At 74.1% G+C, this 20855-nt stretch carries 27 protein-coding genes; 12 read left to right on the forward strand and 15 right to left on the reverse strand.

Features of this window, described 5'->3' with window-relative positions:
- Positions 1-4: 4 nt before the first annotated feature.
- Positions 5-622, reverse strand: a complete 618-nt coding sequence (locus tag E4P39_RS14980; RefSeq protein ID WP_135137371.1) for an NAD(P)H-dependent oxidoreductase — start codon at positions 620-622, stop codon at positions 5-7.
- A 38-nt stretch (positions 623-660) separates the two neighbouring features.
- Positions 661-1218, reverse strand: coding sequence for a peptide deformylase (def, locus tag E4P39_RS14985; protein ID WP_135137372.1), 558 nt, complete (start codon positions 1216-1218; stop codon positions 661-663).
- 221 nt (positions 1219-1439) lie between these two features.
- On the opposite strand from def, the gene E4P39_RS14990 reads away from it, so the two are divergent.
- Together E4P39_RS14990 and E4P39_RS14995 are read left to right on the forward strand one after the other, a co-directional pair.
- On the forward strand, positions 1440-2195 hold the full coding sequence (locus E4P39_RS14990) for an ANTAR domain-containing protein (protein ID WP_135137373.1): 756 nt from the start codon (positions 1440-1442) through the stop codon (positions 2193-2195).
- 135 nt (positions 2196-2330) lie between these two features.
- Complete coding sequence (locus E4P39_RS14995) at positions 2331-2993, forward strand: lysophospholipid acyltransferase family protein (protein ID WP_135137374.1); 663 nt, start codon at positions 2331-2333, stop codon at positions 2991-2993.
- Positions 2994-3005: 12 nt separating this feature from the next.
- Here E4P39_RS14995 and E4P39_RS15000 read toward each other — a convergent pair whose 3' ends face one another.
- A complete protein-coding gene (locus E4P39_RS15000) occupies positions 3006-3395 on the reverse strand; it encodes a thioesterase family protein (RefSeq protein WP_135137375.1) in 390 nt (129 codons plus the stop codon).
- 117 nt (positions 3396-3512) lie between these two features.
- Between E4P39_RS15000 and E4P39_RS15005 the strand changes: the two genes are divergently transcribed.
- Positions 3513-3938, forward strand: coding sequence for a VOC family protein (locus E4P39_RS15005; RefSeq protein ID WP_135137376.1), 426 nt, complete (start codon positions 3513-3515; stop codon positions 3936-3938).
- Between the two features lie 16 nt (positions 3939-3954).
- Here E4P39_RS15005 and E4P39_RS15010 read toward each other — a convergent pair whose 3' ends face one another.
- Positions 3955-4152 carry a hypothetical protein gene (locus tag E4P39_RS15010; RefSeq protein ID WP_135137377.1) on the reverse strand — a complete coding sequence of 66 codons (198 nt, stop codon included), beginning with the start codon at positions 4150-4152 and terminating at the stop codon, positions 3955-3957.
- A 194-nt stretch (positions 4153-4346) separates the two neighbouring features.
- On the opposite strand from E4P39_RS15010, the gene E4P39_RS15015 reads away from it, so the two are divergent.
- Positions 4347-4886 (forward strand): type II toxin-antitoxin system PemK/MazF family toxin, encoded by a 540-nt coding sequence (locus tag E4P39_RS15015; protein WP_135137378.1) that lies wholly within the window; start codon positions 4347-4349, stop codon positions 4884-4886.
- A gap of 58 nt (positions 4887-4944) precedes the next feature.
- On the opposite strand, the gene E4P39_RS15020 is transcribed toward E4P39_RS15015, so the two are convergent.
- Complete coding sequence (locus tag E4P39_RS15020) at positions 4945-5172, reverse strand: hypothetical protein (protein WP_167761882.1); 228 nt, start codon at positions 5170-5172, stop codon at positions 4945-4947.
- A 206-nt stretch (positions 5173-5378) separates the two neighbouring features.
- Here E4P39_RS15020 and cobA point away from each other — a divergent pair, with 206 nt between their 5' ends.
- Complete coding sequence (cobA, locus tag E4P39_RS15025; protein ID WP_135137379.1) at positions 5379-6659, forward strand: uroporphyrinogen-III C-methyltransferase; 1281 nt, start codon at positions 5379-5381, stop codon at positions 6657-6659.
- A gap of 214 nt (positions 6660-6873) precedes the next feature.
- Positions 6874-7059 (forward strand): hypothetical protein, encoded by a 186-nt coding sequence (locus E4P39_RS15030; RefSeq protein WP_135137380.1) that lies wholly within the window; start codon positions 6874-6876, stop codon positions 7057-7059.
- Positions 7060-7065: 6 nt separating this feature from the next.
- Here E4P39_RS15030 and ygiD read toward each other — a convergent pair whose 3' ends face one another.
- Both ygiD and E4P39_RS15040 read right to left on the reverse strand, forming a co-directional pair.
- Positions 7066-7920, reverse strand: a complete 855-nt coding sequence (gene ygiD / locus E4P39_RS15035) for a 4,5-DOPA dioxygenase extradiol (RefSeq protein ID WP_209306550.1) — start codon at positions 7918-7920, stop codon at positions 7066-7068.
- Positions 7921-7998: 78 nt separating this feature from the next.
- A complete protein-coding gene (locus E4P39_RS15040; protein ID WP_245159854.1) occupies positions 7999-8709 on the reverse strand; it encodes a (2Fe-2S)-binding protein in 711 nt (236 codons plus the stop codon).
- 156 nt (positions 8710-8865) lie between these two features.
- On the opposite strand from E4P39_RS15040, the gene acs reads away from it, so the two are divergent.
- The 3 genes from acs (at position 8866) to E4P39_RS15055 (ending at position 12454) form a co-directional block, all read left to right on the forward strand.
- Positions 8866-10815, forward strand: coding sequence for an acetate--CoA ligase (gene acs / locus E4P39_RS15045; RefSeq protein ID WP_135137381.1), 1950 nt, complete (start codon positions 8866-8868; stop codon positions 10813-10815).
- Between the two features lie 173 nt (positions 10816-10988).
- A complete protein-coding gene (locus E4P39_RS15050) occupies positions 10989-11489 on the forward strand; it encodes a phage holin family protein (RefSeq protein WP_135137382.1) in 501 nt (166 codons plus the stop codon).
- Between the two features lie 35 nt (positions 11490-11524).
- The gene (locus E4P39_RS15055; RefSeq protein ID WP_135137383.1) at positions 11525-12454 is read left to right on the forward strand and encodes an alpha/beta hydrolase; all 930 of its coding nucleotides are present in this window, start codon (positions 11525-11527) and stop codon (positions 12452-12454) included.
- Positions 12455-12471: 17 nt separating this feature from the next.
- On the opposite strand, the gene E4P39_RS15060 is transcribed toward E4P39_RS15055, so the two are convergent.
- From E4P39_RS15060 to nth, 5 genes are all read right to left on the reverse strand, one after another.
- Positions 12472-13653 carry a MarP family serine protease gene (locus E4P39_RS15060; protein ID WP_135137384.1) on the reverse strand — a complete coding sequence of 394 codons (1182 nt, stop codon included), beginning with the start codon at positions 13651-13653 and terminating at the stop codon, positions 12472-12474.
- 83 nt (positions 13654-13736) lie between these two features.
- Positions 13737-14198 (reverse strand): plastocyanin/azurin family copper-binding protein, encoded by a 462-nt coding sequence (locus tag E4P39_RS15065; RefSeq protein WP_135137385.1) that lies wholly within the window; start codon positions 14196-14198, stop codon positions 13737-13739.
- A complete protein-coding gene (locus tag E4P39_RS15070; RefSeq protein WP_135137386.1) occupies positions 14195-14965 on the reverse strand; it encodes a CoA pyrophosphatase in 771 nt (256 codons plus the stop codon). Before E4P39_RS15070 ends, E4P39_RS15065 begins: the two co-directional genes overlap by 4 nt.
- On the reverse strand, positions 14962-15531 hold the full coding sequence (locus E4P39_RS15075; RefSeq protein WP_135137387.1) for a TlpA disulfide reductase family protein: 570 nt from the start codon (positions 15529-15531) through the stop codon (positions 14962-14964). The genes E4P39_RS15070 and E4P39_RS15075 overlap by 4 nt, the downstream gene beginning before the upstream one ends.
- Positions 15528-16364 (reverse strand): endonuclease III, encoded by an 837-nt coding sequence (gene nth, locus E4P39_RS15080; RefSeq protein WP_135137388.1) that lies wholly within the window; start codon positions 16362-16364, stop codon positions 15528-15530. Before nth ends, E4P39_RS15075 begins: the two co-directional genes overlap by 4 nt.
- 201 nt (positions 16365-16565) lie before the next feature.
- On the opposite strand from nth, the gene E4P39_RS15085 reads away from it, so the two are divergent.
- Positions 16566-16805, forward strand: a complete 240-nt coding sequence (locus tag E4P39_RS15085) for a hypothetical protein (RefSeq protein WP_135137389.1) — start codon at positions 16566-16568, stop codon at positions 16803-16805.
- A 163-nt stretch (positions 16806-16968) separates the two neighbouring features.
- Positions 16969-17643 (forward strand): Crp/Fnr family transcriptional regulator, encoded by a 675-nt coding sequence (locus E4P39_RS15090; protein WP_135137390.1) that lies wholly within the window; start codon positions 16969-16971, stop codon positions 17641-17643.
- Between the two features lie 470 nt (positions 17644-18113).
- On the opposite strand, the gene E4P39_RS15095 is transcribed toward E4P39_RS15090, so the two are convergent.
- The 3 genes from E4P39_RS15095 to E4P39_RS22400 form a co-directional block, all read right to left on the reverse strand.
- Entirely contained in the window at positions 18114-18911 is a 798-nt protein-coding gene (locus tag E4P39_RS15095) for an NUDIX domain-containing protein (protein WP_135137391.1), read from the reverse strand.
- Positions 18912-19038: 127 nt separating this feature from the next.
- Complete coding sequence (locus E4P39_RS15100) at positions 19039-19524, reverse strand: RidA family protein (protein ID WP_135137392.1); 486 nt, start codon at positions 19522-19524, stop codon at positions 19039-19041.
- Positions 19521-19691, reverse strand: coding sequence for a hypothetical protein (locus E4P39_RS22400; protein WP_167761884.1), 171 nt, complete (start codon positions 19689-19691; stop codon positions 19521-19523). The genes E4P39_RS15100 and E4P39_RS22400 overlap by 4 nt, the downstream gene beginning before the upstream one ends.
- Positions 19692-19798: 107 nt before the next feature.
- Here E4P39_RS22400 and E4P39_RS15105 point away from each other — a divergent pair, with 107 nt between their 5' ends.
- On the forward strand, positions 19799-20818 hold the full coding sequence (locus E4P39_RS15105) for an ArsA-related P-loop ATPase (RefSeq protein ID WP_209306551.1): 1020 nt from the start codon (positions 19799-19801) through the stop codon (positions 20816-20818).
- The last annotated feature ends 37 nt before the right edge of the window (positions 20819-20855 follow it).

Here is a 20855-nt window from a genome sequence, read left to right on the forward strand (position 1 = left end):
CGGCTCAGCTGCCCGGGTAGGGCGACGCCTTGAGCAGCCGTGCCAGATGGGCGGCGTTCTCCGCGAGGGTGGCGTTGGTCGAGGCCACGGCCTCGGGGGTCTCGTCGAGGTCGTTGTAGTCGCGCGAGCCCATCGCCTCGTCGTTCCAGTAGGTGCCGCCCTGGGCAGGGATCGTGAACCCGATGTCGTCCAGCGCCTGCATCAGGTCGGCGGTGATCTTGTGGGCGCCGTCCTCGTTCCCGACGACGGCGGTCACCGCGACCTTGCCGGTGACGAGCGGGCGCCCGGAGTCGTCGGTCTCCGACAGCTCGGCGTCGAGCCGCTCCAGGACCCGCTGGGCGACGCTGCTCATGTGCCCGACCCACGTGGGCGTGGAGACGATGAGGATGTCGGCGGCCATCAGCTGCTCGCGGATCGCGGGCCAGGCGTCGCCCTCGCCCATGTCGAGCTCGACGCCCGGCTTCACGTCGTGATCGACCACCCGCACCACGGCGCCGGTGACGCCGTGCGTCCCCAGCTCCTCCAGCAGCTGACGGGCGATCAGGTCGCTGCTGGACGGCGCCGGCGAGGCCTTGAGGCTGCAGACGAGGGCAAGGGCGCGGAGTGGCGCGGTCTCGGTCATGCGCAATGGGATGCCCCGTGACCTATCGGGTCCACACATCAGGCGGGCAGGTCGCCTCCCGGACCCGCCGCCTCGGCCAGCAGGCGCTCCCGGTGTTCCGCGGTCAGCAGGTCGACGTAGACGGTGCCGTCGAGGTGGTCCATCTCGTGCTGGAGGCACCGGGCAGCCATGCCGGAGGCCTCGATCGACACCGGCTCCCCGCGGAGGTCGACGCCGTCCACCCGTGCCCGGAACGCGCGCGGGAGCTCGGCGTAGGGGCCGGGCACCGAGAGGCACCCCTCCTCGGTGACCTCCTCCGCCGGCTCCTCGCCGACCGGGCCGAGCACCGTCAGCGTGGGGTTGACCACGTATCCGACGACGTCCTCGTCGTCCGCGTCGGGACAGTCGATGACGAAGACCCGGGCGTCGACGCCGATCTGGTTGGCGGCCAGCCCGACACCGTCGGCCGCGCTCATGCTGGCGAACATGTCGAGCACGAGCCGGCGCAGCGCCTCGTCGAAGACGGTCACCGGCGCACACGGCCGGTGCAGCACGGGATTGCTGCCGTAGGTGACGATCGGCCGGGCGACGCCGTCGTAACGGCCGGGCAGGCGCATGACCGCCGATCCTAGGGACGGCGGCCGCGGAGGGGTGACGCCCCGGGTGGCGGACGCCGGGTGCCCTTGAGCGCTGGGTCGCCTCGACCGCACGACCGGTGACGACGCGACGCCGCACCGACGTCCAGCTGACCGCTCCGGCGCCGGACCACCCGTTTCCAGCCGCCGCAGTACCGGTGCTCGTCGTACCGTCCGCGTATCCCGTGACGAGGGAGACGGCGATGTCCTTCTCGGCCCCGCCCCGCCGGCCGACCTCCGGCGCGTCGACCGCCCACCATCCCCGACCGGGGGTGGCCACGACCCCCAGCCCCCGGAGGGCCACGCCACCGGTGGCGTCGGACCCGGGCGGACCGCGTGACGGTGGGTCGCGGGCGGCCGGCCGCTTCCGGTACGACCGAGCCACGGACGCCTGGTCGTGGTCGCCGGAGATGTTCGCCGTCCTCGGGATCGACCCCGGGACCACCGATCCCGGAACCGAGGCGTTCGTGGACTGGCAGCACCCCGACGACCGGGTCCGCACGCTGGACGCGTTCGCCGCGGCCTGCGCGGGGCGGGCCTTCGCGCTGGAGGTCCGGACGGCGGGCGAGGCGCGGGCCGTGATCCTCGTCGGCGAGCCGGAGCTCGACGAGGCCGGCGTGACCGCGGTCGAGGGCATGTGCGCCGACATCACCGCCGGGCGCCCCCCGGGGTCGGACGGCGACCGGACGCGGGCACTCGAGGCCGAGGTGGGCCAGCTCCGCGCGGCCATGGCCAGCCGGGCCGTGATCGAGCAGGCGAAGGGCATCCTCATGCTGCTGACCAGCTGCCGGGATCAGACCGCGTTCGATCTGCTGGGGCACATCTCGAGCCACACGCACCGCAAGATCCGCGACGTCGCGCGTGCGATCACCGAGTCGGCGACCGGCGGGGCCCGCCTGCCCGAGGAGATCCGGGCGATCCTGCGGGACGCGTGCCCGCCGACGCCGCACCTGCCCTGACCGCCGGCCGTCCGCGGCGCGCGCGCCTCCGGGGCCCGATTCGGCTTTCTGCGCGCCCGTTCGGGAGAATGCCGTCGCCACCTGCCGTCACCAGTCGCCGGCGGGGGCGAGTACCCCGAGGAGGGGAAGCGCGGCGTGGTCTACCTCATCGCGCGGCTGATCCTGAGGCCGCTGTTCCTGCTCGCGTTCCGCCCGCACGTGCGCGGCAGGGAGAACGTGCCGGCCAGCGGCCCGTTCATCATCGCCAGCAACCACCTCTCCTTCATCGACAGCATGGCCATCCCGCTGATGTCCCCCCGGCGGGTGGGCTACCTGGCCAAGTCCGAGTACTTCACGACCCCGGGCTTCCGCGGCTGGCTGACCAAGACGCTGTTCACCGCCCTGGGCGCACTGCCCGTGGAGCGGCAGACCCACCGCGCGGCGCAGGAGGCGCTGGACACCGCGATGACCGTGCTGAAGGCCGGGGGCGGGTTCGGCGTCTACCCCGAGGGCACGCGCTCGAAGGACGGCCGGCTGGCCCGCGGCAAGACCGGCGTGGCCTGGCTGGCCCTCACCGCCGAGTGTCCCGTCGTCCCGGTCGGCATCACCGGCACCGATCGCATCCAGCCCATCGGCGCGCGCTACTGGCGTCCGCACCGGTTCTCGGTCACCTTCGGTGAGCCGCTGACGTTCCCGGAGCACCAGGGCAAGGCCGGCAACGGCCGGGCCAGGCGGGAGGTCACCGACCGGATCATGGAGGCGATCGCGGACCTGACCGGCCAGGAGAAGGCCGGCTGGGGCGGTCCCCCGAAAGCGTGACCGCGGCGGTCCTCAGCCGTCGGTGAGCAGCGCCCGGACGTCGTCCGGCCACGGGGCCGGCCGGCCGTCGTCGAGGCACACGTAGGTGTTGCGGACGACGCAGCACACCCGCTCGCCGACGCGGATCGTGAAGCGGACCGTGACGCTGGTCCGGCCGATCTTCTCGGTGTCCGCGTCGACGGTGACCGTGTCGCCCCAGCGCGCCGACGACGTCCACTCCAGGGTGCTGGCCTTGACCACGGGGTCGATCCGGCGGGCCACGAGCTCGTTCCAGGGCAGGCCGTGCGTGGCCCACCACGCGTTGGACGCCTCGTCGGCCCAGGTCAGGTAGTGCGCGTTGAAGACGACGCCCTGCTGGTCGCACTCGACGTAGCGGACCGGCGAACTCCACTGTGCTGGCACGGGGAGGGACGTTAGCCCGACGACGGGCGACCCGGCGGGGCACCCTCGGGCCGCGCCGAGGCGGGCCGCGCGCTCGAACTCCGACCGACTGTCGGAGGCCTGTTCTAGCGTCCCGCCATGGCGTTCGACTTCCAGATCGCGATCGACTGCTCCTCCCCGCACGAACTCGCCGACTGGTGGGCCGAGGCCCTCGGCTGGGAGGTGGAGCCGCAGGACGAGGCGTTCATCCGGCGGATGGTCGAGGCGGGGCACGCCACCGAGGACCAGACCGCCCACCACCGCGGCGCGCTCGTCTGGCGGGCGGGCGCCGCGATCACCTCCCCCGAGCCCGGCCGGCCCCGGGTGCTGTTCCAGGAGGTGCCCGAACCGAAGGCCGGCAAGAACCGGATGCATCTCGACGTCCGCGTGGGGCCCGAGCGGCAGGTGGCCGAGGTCACCCGGCTCGTGGGGCTCGGGGCGACCGAGCTGTGGCGGGCATCCCAGGGGCCGCACGCCTGGGTGACGATGGCCGACCCGGAGGGGAACGAGTTCTGCGTGGCCTGACCGGCCCGCAGTCGGGTCAGCCTGCGCGCAGGTCCCGGGCGAGGCGGCGGTCGGCCACGGCGCGCTCGGCGAGGATCCGCGCCCGGCCCCGTCGGGGGCGGCGGCGGGAGCCCAGGTAGTGCGCGTCCTCGACCAGCTGGAAGGCGGCGAGAACGCTGGCCTGGACCGGACGCGCGCTCAGCGTGGTCAGCGGCAGCGGGTCGGCCGAGATCATGGAGTCCCCCATCTCCTGGAGGCGCCCGCCCGGCAGGGCCGCCCCGTGCCGCTGATGGTGCCCTGTTATCGGCGCCCTCACACCTCGGAGTGACCGATTGGTGCCGATGTGTCACGTGTTACAGGCGCGACGCCGTCGCTCCGGCCGAATGGCCACCCCGCGCCGGTCCGGCACGTCCTCCGTACCGTTCGGTCATGGCGGACGGGCGGCGCGACCGACGGGCCCGGGACCTCGCGGGACGGCTCGGCACGGCGCTGCTGGGGCTGCTGCGCAGCCGGCCCGGGACCACCCGGTCAGGCGGCGAACCCGAGGGCGTGCGCCGGGCCCGGCCGGCGGCAACGCGACCGGCCGCCCCGGACGTGGAGTACGGGCCGCGCGAGGACGGCCGGCCGGATCCAGGCGAGGTCGTCTGGGCCTGGGTGCCCTACGACGAGGGCGACGGACGGGGCAAGGACCGCCCGGTGCTGGTCATCGGCCGCCGGGGCCCGGACCTGCTGGGCCTGCTCCTCACGAGTCAGGACCATGACCGCGACGCCGCCGAGGAGGCCCGCCACGGCCGCGTGTGGACCGACATCGGCAGCGGTGCCTGGGATGCCCGGGGCCGGCCCAGCGAGGTGCGGCTCGATCGGCTGCTGGTGCTCCGCCCGGCCGCGGTCCGGCGCGAGGGCGCGGCGCTGGACCGGGCGCGGTTCGACCGGGTGATCGCCGAGGCCCGCCGCGTCCAGGGCTGGTGACCCGCGGGCACCGCTGCCGGCGGGACGACGACGGCCGACCGGTCGGCGCGACGGCGGATCAGTCCGCGACGGACTCGTCGACGGACGCGTCCCGGGCACGCCGGCGCACCGGCGGACGCAGGTTGTAGACCCCCACGCGCTCGGTGAGGGGTTCGAGGTCGTAGCGGTGGACGACCTTGGGGCCGTCGTGGAGGTGGACGTGCGTGATCATCGGCAGCGGCTCCCCGTGCCGCGCCGCTCTGATCTCCACCCTCCCGTCGAGGGGTCCGCCGACGAACAGCAGCACGGCGTCCTGCGGGCTGGGGTCCGTCCCGGTCGTGTCCTCGGACAGCTCGTTCCTCCTCGTTCGACGTCCGGCCCCGGCAAGGGTAGGCGCGTCGCGCCGTCCGGTCAGGCCCGCGCGCCTCGCTTCCCCCGGTAGAGGCCGCCCCGTGCCGGGCGTCGCGACGGGCGGCCCGCGCCCCCGTAACAATCCGCTGGAATCCTGTGCGCATGAACGCGACCCCTGTCGGCCCGGAGTCCGGGGTCGTCTACCCCGTCGGCCTGCGGCTGCACGGCCGGCGGGTCGTCGTGGTCGGCGGCGGACAGGTGGCCCACCGCCGCGTGGCCGGGCTGCTGGAGGCGGGCGCGCACGTCACCGTCGTCAGTCCGGAGGTGACGCCCGCCCTGGAGGCCATGGTCGAGCCGGGCCGGCTGACCTGGGTCCGCCTCCGCTACGCGCCCGGGGACCTCGACGGCGCCTGGTACGCCGTGGCCGCGACCGACGACCCGGCGGTGAACGCGGCGGTGGCCGAGGAGGCCGAACGGGGCCGGATCTTCTGCGCCCGCGCCGACGACCGGTCCGCCTCCAGCGCGTGGACCCCCGCCGTCGGCCGGCACGGTGAGCTGGTCGTGGGCGTGCACGGCGGCGGCGACCCGCAGCGGGCGGTCGGGGTCCGCGACGCCGTCGTCAGCGGGCTCACCGACGGCAGCATCGCCGACCGGGCCGGGCGGCCGGCGCCGGGACGACGGTCCGGCGGCGTCGTCCTGGTCGGCGGTGGCCCCGGCGACCCGGGCCTGATCACCGTGCGGGGCCGTCAGGCGCTGGCCCAGGCCGACGTCGTCGTCGCCGACCACCTGGCGCCGCTGTCGCTGCTGGCCTCGCTCCCGACGGACGTGGAGGTCATCGACGCCTCGAAGCTGCCGCGCGGCCGGTCGATGGCCCAGGAGCAGATCAACGAGATCCTGGTGGAGCGAGCCCTGGCGGGGAAGCGGGTGGTCCGGCTCAAGGGCGGGGACCCGTTCGTGTTCGGCCGTGGCATGGAGGAGATCGCCGCCTGCACGGCCGCCGGGGTCCCCGTCGAGGTGGTGCCCGGGGTGACCAGCGCGATCGGGGTCCCCGCGCTGGCCGGCATCCCGGTGACCCACCGCGGGCTCACCCACGAGTTCGTGGTGGTCTCCGGCCACCTGCCCCCGGGGCACCCCGGCTCCCTCGTGGACTGGGCGGCGATCGGGCGGCTGCGCGGCACGGTCGTCGTGCTCATGGGCGTGGAGACCGCCCCGGCCATCGCCGCGGTCCTCGTCGAGAGCGGCCGGTCACCGGACACGCCGGTCGGGATCGTCGCCGACGGCTCGACGGCGACCCAGCGCACGATCCGGACGACGCTCGCCGCGCTGCCCCGGGTGGTTGTCGACGAGGGCGTGCGACCGCCCGCGGTGTTCGTCATCGGGGACGTCGTCGACCTCGACGGGCGGCCCGGACCGGCGGCACGACCGGATGAGGACAGCGACTGAGAACCAGCCGTACCGAAAAGTAGTTGTGCTGTCGTGGTGGGGGTCTACGGGCTGCTGGCGTTCCTCGGGTTCTTCCTCAGCCTGGGCCAGCACCCGCACCTGCTGCGCGACGGTGCGCTCGTGCTGCGGTTCGGGCACTTCCACTCGGCCGGCGTCCCGCTCGACTCGCTGGTCTCGGTGCGGAGGATCGTCGTCAACGGGCACCGGAAGAAACGTGGCCGTGGACGGCGACGGCCTGGTCGTCGCCTGCATGGGAGAGACCCGGGTCGAGCTGCGGTTCTCCCCGGCCGCCGTCGTCGACGTCGACGGGCAGGAGCATGCCGTGTCCCGGGTCTCCTTCCTCGCCGACGACCCGGACACGGTCACCGCGCTGCTCCGGCCGCACGTGCGCAGTTCCTGACGTCGGCTAGATGTTGGCCCCGTCCGCGGGTGGGCCCTCGGGCAGCGGGGCGGCGAAGCCCACGCCGTCCGGGGCCGGTGGCGTGGTCATGCCCACCGTGTAGGAGGTCATGGACAGCGAGCCGTAGGCGTAGCCGTCGACGAGTACCTCGGCCCGGGTGCTGGTCGCCCCCGCGACCCCGGCGACGTACAGCAGCGGCAGGAAGTGGTCCGGGGTCGGGACGGCGAGGTCGTAGTCGCGGTGCGCGTCCATCCGGCCGACCTCGGTCGGGTTCGTCAGCATCAGCTCCTTCGCCTCCTCGTCGAAGCGCTGCGCCCAGTCGAACCCCGCGTCGGGCAGCGCGCGGCTGACCCCGCCGAGGTTGTGCACCACGTTGCCGCTGCCGACGACGAGCACGCCGTCCGCCCGCAGCGGAGCCAGCGCGGCCCCCAGCTGCAGGTGGTAGTCGACGGACTTGAGCGCGTTGATCGACAGCTGGACGACCGGGATGTCGGCGTCCGGGAACGCGTGCATCAGCACCGACCAGGCGCCGTGGTCGATGCCCCAGCTGTCCAGGTCGGCGCCCACCCAGGTCGGGTGCACGATGTCGGCCACCTCGTCGTACAGCCCGGGCAGTCCGGGCGCGGCGTAGTCGACGTCGAAGAGCTCGCGCGGGAAGCCGAAGAAGTCGTGGATCGTGCGCGGCCGGGGCATCGCCGTCACGGCGGTCGCGTGCACGTACCAGTGCGCGGAGATCACCAGGATCGCCCGGGGCCGGGGCACCGCCTGGCCGAAGGCCCGCCACGCCTGGGTGTACCGGTTCTTCTCCAGCGCGTTCATCGGGTTGCCGTGCCCGAAGAACACGGCGGGCATGACGCTCATCCGGCCTCCCCTGTCGTTCCCGGCACCGCGATCATCGCCCCGCCGCTGCCGCTGTGCGAGGCATTCGGAACCGCCCGTTCAGAACCGGGCCGCGGCCCGCTCGAGCAGGACCTGCCGCTCGGCCGGGAGGCGTCGCGGGCAGGACGTGCACAGCGGTCCGCCCGGCAGCTCGTAGACCAGGCAGCAGGAGGCCCGCCGCACGAAGCGGGCACCTCCGACGTCCACGTACCGGGGCACGGGCAGCGGCGTACCGATGGCCGCCGCCAGCGGGGCGGCCAGCGCCGTGATCCCGGGGACGTCGCGGAGCGCCCGCCCGAGGCCCAGCAGCCCGGCGGCCAGTGAGTCGGTGGCCACCGCCCAGAGCGGCGCCTCGCGCATCCGCCCGGCCTCGGCGACCGCGCCGACGACCGCCGTCAGGGTCTCCCGCAGCTCCGCGGCCAGCTCCGAGCCGAGGGCGGACGACGTCGCCGCGACCGGCAGCCCCCCGGACGCGAAGGACAGCGAGAGATCGGCCGGTCGCGCCGAGAGCGGCACCCCCGTGACCAGCCCGGCGAGCGGCGGGGCCAGCAGGACCGCCGAGGCCGAGTACCACCACACCGTCGCGGCCACCCGCGGCTCGGGCCGGCCGAGCGCCCGCGCCCGCGCGGCCACGAGTCCGGCCGTCCGGGCGGGATCGGCCAGCGCGGCCACGGGGATCGACGCCGCCGACGGGGGCGCGACGAGCCCCAGCCCGGCTGCACCCGGCAGGCGGGCCGCGACCGCGGCCTGGGGCCCCGGCGGCAGCGTCACGCGGGCCAGTCTCTCCGACGCCGCCGGGCAACCGTTGCGAGCGCCGGTCTCTCGTTTGCCTCACCGCAAGACGCCGGACCACCCGGGGTCATACGGTGTGGCGGAAGCCACGCCGCGTCGCCGTCCCCGGGCGACGCCCGATCCGGGAGGCAGCGCATGAGCGAGACCCAGGCGACGGAAGCCCGCACCTTCGAACCGCCCCAGGAGCTCGCCGCGCAGGCGAACGTCGGCCCCGACGTCTACGCCGAGGCCGAGGGCGACCGGCCGGCCTTCTGGGCGAAGGCGGCCGGGCGGCTGACCTGGGAGACGCCGTGGGACGAGGTCCTCGACTGGAGCAACCCGCCCTTCGCCAAGTGGTTCGTCGGCGGCAAGCTCAACGTCGCCTACAACTGCCTCGACCGGCACGTCGAGGCCGGCCACGGCGACCAGGTCGCCTACCACTGGGAGGGCGAGCCGGGCGACACCCGCACCTTCACCTACGCCCAGCTCACCGAGGAGGTCTGCCGGGCCGCCAACGCGCTGACCGAACTGGGCGTGCAGGCCGGCGACCGCGTCGCCATCTACCTGCCCATGATCCCCGAGGCCGTCATCTCGATGCTGGCCTGCGCCCGCATCGGCGCCGTCCACATGGTCGTGTTCGGCGGGTTCTCCGCCGACGCGCTGGCCAGCCGGATCACCGACGCCGGCGCCACGTTGGTCATCACCTCCGACGGTGGCTACCGCCGCGGTTCGGCCAGCGCGCTCAAGCCCGCCGTCGACGACGCCGTCGAGCGCACCGAGGGCGTGCGCAACGTGCTGGTGGTCAAGCGCACCGGGCAGGACGTCGCCTGGAGCGAGGGCCGCGACCTGTGGTGGGACGACGTGGTGGCGAAGCAGTCGTCGGAGCACACGGCGGAGGCCTTCGACGCCGAGCACCCGCTCTACATCATGTACACGTCGGGGACGACGGCGAAGCCGAAGGGGATCCTGCACACCAGCGGCGGCTACCTGACCCAGGTGGCCTACACGCACTGGGCTGTCTTCGACCTCAAGCCCGACACCGACGTGTTCTGGACGGCGGCCGACGTCGGCTGGGTGACCGGCCACAGCTACATCGTCTACGGCCCGCTGGCCAACCGGGCGACGTCGATCATGTACGAGGGGACGCCGGAGACCCCGCACCGCGGCCGCTGGTTCGAGCTGATCGAGAAGTACCGCGTGACCATCCTCTACACCGCCCCCACGGTGATCCGCACCTTCATGAAGTGGGGAGCGGACGTCCCCGAGGGCTTCGACCTGACGTCGCTCCGGCTGCTCGGGTCGGTCGGCGAGCCGATCAACCCCGAGGCCTGGCTCTGGTACCACAAGAACATCGGCGGCGGCCGCTGCCCGATCATGGACACCTGGTGGCAGACCGAGACCGGCGCGCACATGCTGACCCCGCTGCCCGGCGTGACGAGCCTCGTGCCGGGCTCGGCCCAGCACCCGTTCCCCGGCATCGCCGCGAAGGTCGTCGACGACGAGGGCAACGAGCTCAGCGACGACTCGACCGGCCTGCTCGTCCTGACCGAGCCCTGGCCGTCGATGCTGCGCACGATCTGGGGTGACGACGACCGCTACGTCGACACGTACTGGTCCCGCTTCGGGAAGACCGTGTACTTCGCCGGGGACGGCGCCAAGAAGGACGCGGACGGCAACATCTGGCTGCTCGGCCGGGTGGACGACGTCATGAACGTGTCCGGCCACCGCATCTCGACGACCGAGGTCGAGTCCTCCCTCGTCGGCCACCCGGCGGTCGCCGAGGCGGCGGTCGTGGGGGCCAGCGACCCCACGACCGGCCAGGGCATCGTCGCGTTCGTGATCCTCCGGGAGAGCGGGACCGACTCCGGCGACGAGCTCGTGCAGACGCTGCGCAGCCACGTGGCCAAGGACATCGGCCCGATCGCGAAGCCGCGCCAGATCATGGTCGTGCAGGAGCTGCCCAAGACCCGGTCCGGCAAGATCATGCGGCGGCTGCTGCGGGACATCGCGGAGAACCGGGAGCTGGGCGACGTCACCACGCTGACCGACTCGTCGGTGATGAACATGATCAAGGACAAGCTGCCGGCCGCCCCGTCCGAGGACTGACCGACCCCTCCTGCGGCCGAGATGGCCATTTCGGCCGCGGGGGGGGCAGGGTTCCGGCATGCGGCGGTCCCGTCCGGGGGATGCGGGGACGCGCCGTCGCGCATCGTGGGGCACGATTCCCCTGACCAGCAGACGACCCCGACCCCTCGGGGCCGGACGAAGAAGGAGCTCCCGTGGCCCACAGTGTGTCCCCGGCCCGCACCGACGGGGCCGCGGTAGCCGACGAGCCCTCCGTCGGCACCCTCGTGCAGAGCGCGATGGCCGACGTCTCGACCCTGGTCCGCGGTGAGATCGAGCTGGCCAAGGCGGAGATCGGCAGGTCGGCCAAGAAGGCGGGGATCAGCGTCGGCATGTTCGCGGCCGCCGGTGTGTTCGCCGCGTTCGCCGGCGTCTACCTGTTCGTCACCATCGCCGAGGCGCTGACCGCGCTGGGCCTGCCGCGCTGGGTGTCCTACGGCATCGTGACGCTCTTCCTGCTGGTGCTCGCCGGCATCGCCGCCCTGATCGGGATGCGGCTGCTCAAGAAGATCGAGAAGCCCGAGCGGACCCTCGAGACGCTGCACGACCTGCCCGAGGTGCTGCACCGCGAGGCGCCCGGCGAGCGGCACCGCTCCGTCCCCGAGGTCAGCAACGGCCAGGTCAAGCTCCGCGGCAACGCCTCCTACAAGGTCTGAGCGGGGCGCCAGGGTCCGATCAGGGGTAACCGGCCATGACCGTCCCCGAGGACGGCCGTCCCGACGCGACCAGCGTCCTGCTCCCCGGCCCGTGGACGCACCGCACCATCTCCGCCAACGGCATCGGACTGCACGTCGCCGAGGCCGGCGAGGGGCCGCTGGTCCTGCTCCTGCACGGCTTCCCGCAGTTCTGGTGGACCTGGCGGTCGCAGCTCGTCGCCCTCGCGGCGGCGGGCTTCCACGCCGTCGCCCCGGACCTGCGCGGTTACGGGGCGAGCGACAAGCCCCCGCGCGGCTACGACCTGCCGACGCTGTCGGCCGACGTCGCCGCGCTGGTCCGCGCGCTCGGTGAGAAGGACGCCGTCGTCGTGGGCCACGACTGGGGCGGGCTCCTCGGCTGGACCACCGCCGCGCTGCACCCGCGCATGGTCCGCCGCCTGGTCGTGCTCTCCATGGCGCACCCGCGCCGGCTCCGGGCCGGCATGGCCGACCGCGCCCAGCGGCGCGCGTCCCGCTACTTCCTGCGTTTCCAGGTCCCCCGGCTGCCCGAGCGGATGCTCACCCGGGCCGACGACGACCCGGTCGCCGATCTCCTGCAGCGATGGTCGGGACCGGCGTGGACCCACACCGCCGACTTCGCCGAGGCGGTGACCCGCTACCGGTCGGCCTCGCGCATCCCGCAGGCCGCCTACGGGGCGATGGAGTACCACCGCTGGGCCGCCCGCTCGCAGCTGCGCCCCGACGGCCTGCGCTACGCCCGCCGGATGGCGGCCCCCGTCACCGCACCCACGCTGCAGCTGCACGGCGAGCTGGACACCTGCGTGCTGCCGTCCACCGCGCGGGGGTCCGGGCGGTACGTCGCCGGCGCCTACGAGTGGCGGGAGCTGCCGGAGATCGGCCACTTCCCCCAGGAGGAGGTACCGGACGTCGTCAGTGCCGCCGTCGCGCAGTGGGCCCAGGCCTGACCACCCGGCGGTGACGGCTACTCGCAGGGGCCGGTGCCGACCGGGGTCTGGGCCGTGCTGCCGGTCCTGGCGGCGTCGGCCACCTGCTGGGCCGTGAGCGCGTACCCCGTGTTCGGGTCGTCGATCGCCGAGGCGAAGACGACGCCCAGGACGCTCCCGTCAGGAGCGAACAGCGGCCCGCCCGAGTTGCCCGCCCGCACCGTGCCGAACAGTGCGTAGACCTCACGGACCACCTTCGTGGTGGCGCGGAAGTCCGGCCCGCTGATCTCGCCGCGCTCGCGCACGCGGGCCGGCCCGACCCAGAACGGCCCGCCGCCGGGGTACCCCATGATGATCGAGTCGTCGCCGGTCTCGGCCGTCGCGGGCGCGAAGTCCAGCGGCACCTGTGGCAGGTCGGGAACGGCGAGCACCGCGACGTCGAGCAACTCGTCGATGAAGACCGGGGTCGCGTCGTACTCATCCCCCTCGGCCGTCACCACCGGATCGGTCACGCCGGCCAGCACGTGGGCGTTGGTCATCACCCGCTCCGCGGCGTAGACGAAGCCCGAGCCGTCGATCTGCCGGGAACAGGACGGGGCGACTCCGCTGATCTTCACCACGGAGCCCTCCACCGAGGCCACCACCGGGCTGTTCGCCAGCGTCTCGTCGGGCGGGGGGACGTCCGGAACCTCGGTCGCGGTGAGCGGGTCGAGCACGTCGGGCAGCCCGCGCCGGTCGATCGCCGTGCGCAGCGAGTCGTACACCGAGCGGACGCCGTCGGGGACGGCGTGGTCCACCGCCTGGACCAGCGCGGACTGGCGCACCTGGCCCGCGACGGTCGGGAAGGGTGAACTGGCCAGCGGCGAGGCCACCATCCACGCGACCAGCAGGACGGCGACCGCGGAGACCACAGCCCCGGCCGCCGAGTCGACCATCTTGGCCGGCTCCCAGGTGACCCGGGTGCGCAGCGCGCGGCCGGCTGCCCCGGCGAGGATCTGGCCGAGCAACGCCCCCGCCAGCACCACGACGAGAGCGGCGAAGACCCGGGTGATGCTCGACCCGTCGATCCGGTCGGCCACCGGTCCCGAGAGCTGGGCGCCGAGCACCGCGCCCACGACGAAGCCGACGATCGAGGTGGCGGAGACGAGCAGCCCGCGCCGGAAGCCGGAGAGGGCGAAGAGCAGGGCGAGGGCGATCAGCACCAGGTCGACGACGGACACCGAACGCTATACCCCCTGCTCGACTCCGGAGCCGGTCCGCTCCTCGGTCGCTGGCGCTCCCTGCGATGCTCCCGCCACTGTCGTCATCGGCTGCGCACCGTCATGGTGCCGACCTGGCCGAGCTGGATGTGGAAGCTGCACTCGAACGGATAGTCCCCGGGCTCGGTGACCTCGAACTCGATGGTCACCTCCTGGCCCGCCGTGAGGAGGGGGATCTCCGCGCCGATGGGCGCGGGGACCTCGTCGGGGGTGAAGCGGAAGTTGTGCGTGAGGTCCTTCGCCACGTTGACCACGGTGAGGCGGACGGGTCCGGGGTCCACGGTGAACGTGTCGGGGGTGAAGACGTAGTCGTCCTGGGTCTGCAGGGTGATCTCCTGGACCCCGTCGGCGGCGGTGGTCACCGTGCCGACGTCCGGCCCTGCGGACGGCGGCGCCTGCGGGGCCTCGGCCTCGCCCCCGCACCCGGCCAGGACGGCGGGCAGCACGAGCAGGGCGAGGAGCAGCCCGCCGCCCCGCCGTCCGGAATCCGTCCGCCGCCCCCTCATCGGGGCGGAACCGTACGCGTCGGAGGGCCGTCCGGTGCGGGATCGGCCACCGTCGGCGCGGCGGCGTCCTCCTCCCCGCCGGCATCGACCGACCCGGGGAGCGCGTACGGGCGGATCGCGGACGCCGGCAACGGCCGCACGTCGTCCTCGTCCCACGGCGTCGCGAGACCGGCCGCCTCGAGGATCGCCTCGAGCAGCCCCGCGGTGAATCCCCACACCAGCATGTCCGCGACGGCGAAGGCCGGCCCGATGTAGCCGGACGGGTGGCCGACCCGGAACCGGTTGGCCGGGTCGGCCAGGTCGGCCAGCGGTACCCGGGCCACCCGGGCGACCTCCCGGGGATCGCCGACGCTCACGTCACGGGGGTCGTCCCACCAGCCGACGACGGGGACGACGAGGTTGTCCGACGGCCCGAGGAAGAGCTCCTGGAGGGTGGCCAGCACGCGCACGCCCTCCGGGTCGATCCCGGCCTCCTCCTGCGCCTCGCGCAGCGCCGTCCCGACCGGGTAGTCGTCGCCCGGGTCGGCCTGCCCGCCGGGGAAGGCCGGCTGGCCCGCGTGGCTGCGCAGGTGCGCGGACTTCTCGATGAGCAGGACGTCGGGCCCCGAGGGGCCCTGACCGAAGAGGATCAGCACCGCGGACCGGCGGGCCGTGGACGTCGCCTTCGGCATCCGGTGCCGCAGCGGCGGGTCGACGGCGGCGTCGAGCAGCCGCACCAGGTAGTCCGGCAGGCCGTCCGTCCCCTGCTCGCCCGGCACCGACGTCACAGCGGCACCCCGAGGTGCTCCGCGACGAGCCCGCGCAGCTCGTCCGCCGACTCGACCGGGCCGAGCTCGCTGTGCACGAGCCGGCCGTCGGCATCGAGGAACGCCGTGTACGGCAGCCCGTTCAGGCCCAGCTCGGCCATCAGCTCCCCCTCGCCGTCGAAGGCACTGGCAAAGGTGACGCCGGCGTCGGCGGCGAAGGACTCGGCCTGCGGTAGCCCGTCCTTGCTTATGACGCCGAGCACCCGGACCCGGTCACCCGCGCCGTCCGCGAACTCCTGGAGCAGCGGCAGCTCCTCGCGGCAGGGTCCGCACCAGCTGCCCCAGAGGTTGACCACCGTGGGCGTTCCGGGCGCGCGGGCGAGATCGAGCTCGCCACCGCCGGGGCAGGAGAAGGACAGGGCGGGCAGCGCGCCGCCACCCGCGGCCGGCTCGTCGCCCTGCTCCGGGCACGGGAGCAGGGCGCTCTCCGCCGCCGGCGGGCTGTCCGGGGCGTCCGGCCCGGCGGTGCAGCCGGAGAGTGCAGCGGTCAGCGCGACCCCCGCGGTGACGAGGCGGGCGCGCGTCACTCGGTGTCCGAGGCGGTCGGCGTCCTGACGAGCTTCAGTGCGACCTCCGGGTCGCTCGGCCCGATGCCAAAGGACGGGCACCAGGCTGCCAGCCCGCAGGCACCGCAGGCGGCCTTCTTGGCGTGACAGACCCGGCGGCCGTGGAAGATCACCCGGTGGCTGAAGTCGGTCCACTCCTTCTTCGGCACCAACCGGGCCACCTCCGCCTCGACCTTGACCGGGTCCTCCTCGGCCGTCCACCCGAACCGGCGGACCAGCCGGCCGAAGTGGGTGTCCACCGTGAGCCCGGGAACGCCGAAGGCGTTGCCCAGCACGACGTTCGCGGTCTTGCGGCCCACCCCGGGCAGGGTCACCAGGTCCGCCATCCGGCCCGGGACCTCCCCGTCGAACCGCTCGACGAGCACCGCGCTCAGCCCCAGCACCGAGTTCGCCTTCGCCCGGAAGAACCCGGTCGGCTTGAGGATCGCCTCGAGCTCGTCGCGGTCGGCCCCGGCCAGGGCGACGGCGTCCGGGTACTTCGCGAACAGCGTCGGCGTCACCTTGTTCACCATCTTGTCGGTGGTCTGCGCCGACAGGACGGTGGCCACCAGGAGTTCGAAGGCGTTCGTGAAGTCGAGTTCGCAGTGCGCATCGGGATGGATCACGGCGAGCTCGCGGGCCATGCGCCGGGCGCGGCGGGTGCGGGAGAGGGCGGTCTCCGCGGGATCGAAGGGCGAGCTCCCGGTGAGAGCCGCACGCGTGGGGCGACGCAGCCGGGCGGGGCGCGCGTAGGCGAGCGGGGTCCCCCGCTCCTGGACGGCCTCGGGGGCGGGCTCCGACGCGGGGATCGACACGCCGTCGAGGGTAGGCGGACCCACTGACGCCTTGCTCCGGAGCACGACCCGCCGCCCGTCCGCCCGCACCCCGAACCGCCGTCGGAACTCCCGTTCCCGGCGTCATCAGGAACCGGCGCGCCTCGCGCCGTACCCTGGGTGTCCCGGGCGCTTTCCTTGTCATGGCCGCCCTGCCGAACCCCGACGGTCCAGGAGGTCGCGATGGTCGCCTTCAGCGTCATCCTCTTCCCGCCGCTGCTCATCGCGTTCCTGCTCGTGATGGAGCGCGTCGAGGAGCCCCTCCGCCGCCCGGCCGGCCCCCGCGAGGTCGCCGAGTTCCTCAACACCGCGACCCCCGGCGAGGTCGACACGCTGGCGACGTCGGGCATCCGCCGGGCCCTGTTCTTCTGGCGGCGCCGCCGGGGCGGGCGCAAACGGTCGGCGAACCCGCCGCTCGTCTGAGCCGGCGCTGCGTCCGGCGTCCACGGGCGGCATGGCACGGGCCTCTCGCTCGGAGGGGGGACGGATCCACCCACCGATCGGGTGACAGACGGCACAGCCGCCTAGACTCCCTCCGGACACGGACGCCGCTGCGCGCGTCCGTCGGTGCGTGAGAGGACGTGTAGTGGACGAGGTGCTGGCCCAGTCCGGGATCTTCCAGGGACTCTCGGAAGACGCTGTCGACCCTGTCGCCAGCCGGCTGGAGACGATCACCCTGCCCCGCGGCCGCGTGATCTTCAGCGAGGGTGAGCCCGGCGACAGCCTGTACATCGTCCTCACCGGCAAGATCAAGCTGTCCCGCCGCGCCCCCGACGGCCGCGAGAACGTACTGGCCGTCATGGGCCCGTCCGACCAGTTCGGTGAGCTCTCGGTGTTCGACCCCGGCCCGCGGACCGCCACCGCGACCGCCGTCACCGACGTCAAGCTCGCCCGGATGCCCCAGTCGATGCTCCGCCCGTGGATCGAGGCGCACCCGGAGATCGGCGAGCAGCTGCTGCGCGTGCTGGCCCGGCGGCTGCGGCGTACCAACGACTCGGTCGCCGACCTGATCTTCACCGACGTCCCCGGCCGGGTGGCCAAGGCACTGCTGCAGATGGCGGACCGCTTCGGCAGCCGCGACAACGAGGGCCTGCGCGTCAAGCACGACCTCACGCAGGAGGAGCTGGCCCAGCTCGTCGGCGCCTCCCGCGAGACCGTGAACAAGGCACTGGCGGACTTCGTGCACCGCGGCTGGATCCAGCTGCAGGGCAAGTCGGTCGTCGTCCTCGACGAGGAGCGCCTCCGCCGCCGCGCGAGGTGACCGAGCAGCACTGACCCGCGACGAGGCCCCGCACCGATCCGGTGCGGGGCCTCTCGTCGTTCAGCCACCTGGCGCGCGACGAGAGCCGCCGTACTACCGCCGGAGCCGCGCTGCAGGGCGGCTCTCGCGGTCGTAACCCGGCTCTCGTGCCTTGCAGCCGGGGACCAGCTGGCGCTTGACGGGTTGTCGGGCCGAGTGGGCCCCGGAGGGGTCCGCGCAGGCACGACGCAACGGCTCAGCGCAGGCCGGCGACGGCCACCGGCTGGCGCTTGACGGGTTGCCGGGCCGAGTGGGTCCCGGAGGGGTCCGCGCAGGCACGACGCAAGGGCTCAGCGCAGGCCGGGAACGGCCACCGGCTGGCGCTTGACGGGTTGTCGGGCCGACTGGGCCCCGGAGGGGTCCGCGCAGGCGCGACGCAAGGGCTCAGCGCAGGCCGGGAACGGCCATTGGCCGCGGTGTGACGCGGAGCGTCACGAAGGTAACGGCACGACCATCCGGATCCGGGTCCCGTCGGGGAGGACCGCCCACCGGCCGTCGGCCTCCTCGGTGAAGACGGGGCTGATCGGGCGCAACGGCTCCGGCGGCGAACCGGCCAGGACCGCTGCGACGTCGGGGAACGCTTCCAGCTGGGCAAGGGTGTGGATCGTGGGCGGCAGCATCGGCCGGATGCCCGCGCTCATCTCGGCAAGCGCCTGGGCAGGCGTGAGCCAGCTGGCCTCGTCCGCCTCCCCCGACACGTGGCGCGCCTCCTGCCCGACGGGGAGCGCGGCCGCGAAGAACTTGGTGTCGTAGCGCCGGGGCTCCTCGGGCGGGGTGATCCAGTGCGCGAAGGGCCGCAGCAGATCGGCGCGGAGCGACAACCCGCGGCCGGCCAGCAGTTCGGTGAGGGACAACTCGCGGGACAGCAGGGCCTGCCGCTGTTCCTCCCAGTCGTCACCGGAGACATCGGGGACGACGGCACCTTCGGAGTCCCCCGCCAGCAGGACGCCGGCCTCCTCGAACGTCTCCCGTACCGCGGCACAGACCAGCTCGCGGGCCAACCGCTCGTCGCAGCCGAACGCCGCGGCCCACTCCGCCGGGGTGGGCCCGATCCAGCCGATCTCGACGTCCGCGTCGCGCTCGTCGACGCCGCCGCCCGGGTAGGCCGTCATCCCTCCGGCGAACGGCATGCCGCGGGTGCGGCGCAGCACGTAGACCTCGAGTCCGGGGGTGCCGTCGCGCAGCAGGACGACGGTGGATGCCTGCTTCGGCTCGGCGGGTCTGGTCATCGGACGCCGACGGAGAAGGCGGTGGCCACGGTGCGGGTACCGGAGGCCTCCCGCCGGGGGCACGGGGACACGCTCGTCGTGGCGCGCGCCGAAGTCCGGCCGCGCTGGCGTCCGGAGGACGCCGATGTCATGGCCTCACCTCGACGGTGAGCTCGACCTCCACCGGGGCGCCGAGCGGGAGCTCGGCCACCCCCACGGCACTGCGGGCGTGCTGCCCGGCCTCCCCGAAGATCTTGCCCAGCAGCTCGCTCGCGCCGTTGATCACCCGCGGCTGCCCGGTGAATCCCTCGGCGCTGGCCACGTAGCCGACGACCCGGACGACCCGGACCACCGAGTCCAGGCCCACCAGCTCGTCGATCGCGGCGAGGGCGTTGAGGGCGCAGACCTTGGCGTCGGCGGCCGCTGCCTCGGCGTCCACCGAGCCGCCGACCTTGCCGGTGCGCCGGAGCCCGCCGTCCACGAACGGGAGCTGGCCGGAGGTGAACACCAGCGACCCCGCACGGACGGCGGGGACGTAGGAGGCGACCGGAGCCGCGACCGGCGGCAGCCGGATGCCCAACTTCGCCAGCCGCGCGTTCCAGCCCTCCTCCGCCGCGGGGGGAGGGGTGGTCACGCCGGGCGCTTCAGGTAGGCGACCAGCTGGTCGGCACCGGTGGGGCCGGGCAGGACCGTCACCAGCTCCCACCCGTCGACGCCCCAGGAGTCGAGGATCGCCTTGGTGTTGTGGATCAGCAGCGGGATGGTGGCGTACTCCCACTTGCGGCGGGCAGCTTCGGTCATGCGTCGGACGGTAGCGCAGCCCCGGGAGGGCGCGGCCCGCACCGGCGCCGGGTGGCCGTCCGGCCACAGGAAGCCGGTCCCCCGTGGGTGCTCCTAGGCTGGGCCGGGTGAGCCCAGCGCCGTCCTCCGTGCCGTCCTCCTCCGTGCGCCTGCACGTCGTCACCGGCAAGGGCGGAACCGGCAAGACCACGGTCGCCGCGGCCCTCGCCCTGGCCCTCGCCGCCGGGGGAGGCTCGGTGCTCCTCGTCGAGACCGAGGGTCGGCAGGGCATCGCCCAGCTGTTCGACACCCCGCCGCTGCCCTACGAGGAGCGGCGCGTGGCCGTGGCGCGCGGGCACGGCGAGGTGAAGGCCCTCGCGATCGACGTCGAGGAGGCGCTGCTCGACTACCTCGACATGTTCTACAACCTCCGCCGGGCCGGCCGGGCGCTGCGGAAGATGGGCGCGATCGACTTCGCGACGGCCATCGCGCCCGGTCTCCGCGACGTGCTGATCACCGGGAAGATCAAAGAGGCCGTGACGCGGCGCCACGACGGCCGCCCCGTCTACGACGCCGTCGTCGTCGACGCTCCACCGACGGGCCGGATCACGCGGTTCCTCGGGGTCACCGCCGAGATGGCCGAGCTGGCCCGCTCGGGCCCGATCAAGACCCAGAGCGACGGCGTGATGGCCGTGCTGCGCTCGCCGCAGACGGCCGTGCACCTGGTGACGCTGCTGGAGGACATGCCGGTCCAGGAGACCGCCGACGCGATCGCCGAGCTGACGACGGCCGGTCTGCCCCTCGGCTCGGTGGTGGTGAACATGGCCACCGAACCGGTGCTGCCGCCGGCCGAGCTGAACCGCGCAGCCCGGGGTCTGCTGACCGGCGCCGACCTCGCCCCCGCCCTGGCTGCCGCCCACCTGCCGGGCGGCCCGGCCGTCGCCGACGCGCTGGCCGCCGAGGTCGTCGACCACGCCCGGCGCTGGGCCTCGCAGGACGCCCTCCGGGACGAGGTGGAGGCGCTGGGGCGCCCGATCGTGGAGCTGCCGCTGATGGCCGGCCCGATGGACCTGGGCTCGCTCTTCGAGCAGGCCGCCCGGCTCGAGGACCACCTGCGCGCCGAGGTCGTCGAGCGGACAGGGGCGTGAGCACCGCAGTGAGGAACGAACGAGGAGCGGAGCGCCC

Origin of the sequence: Blastococcus sp. CT_GayMR19, assembly GCF_004570385.1 — a bacterium.
GTDB lineage: Bacteria > Actinomycetota > Actinomycetes > Mycobacteriales > Geodermatophilaceae > Blastococcus_B.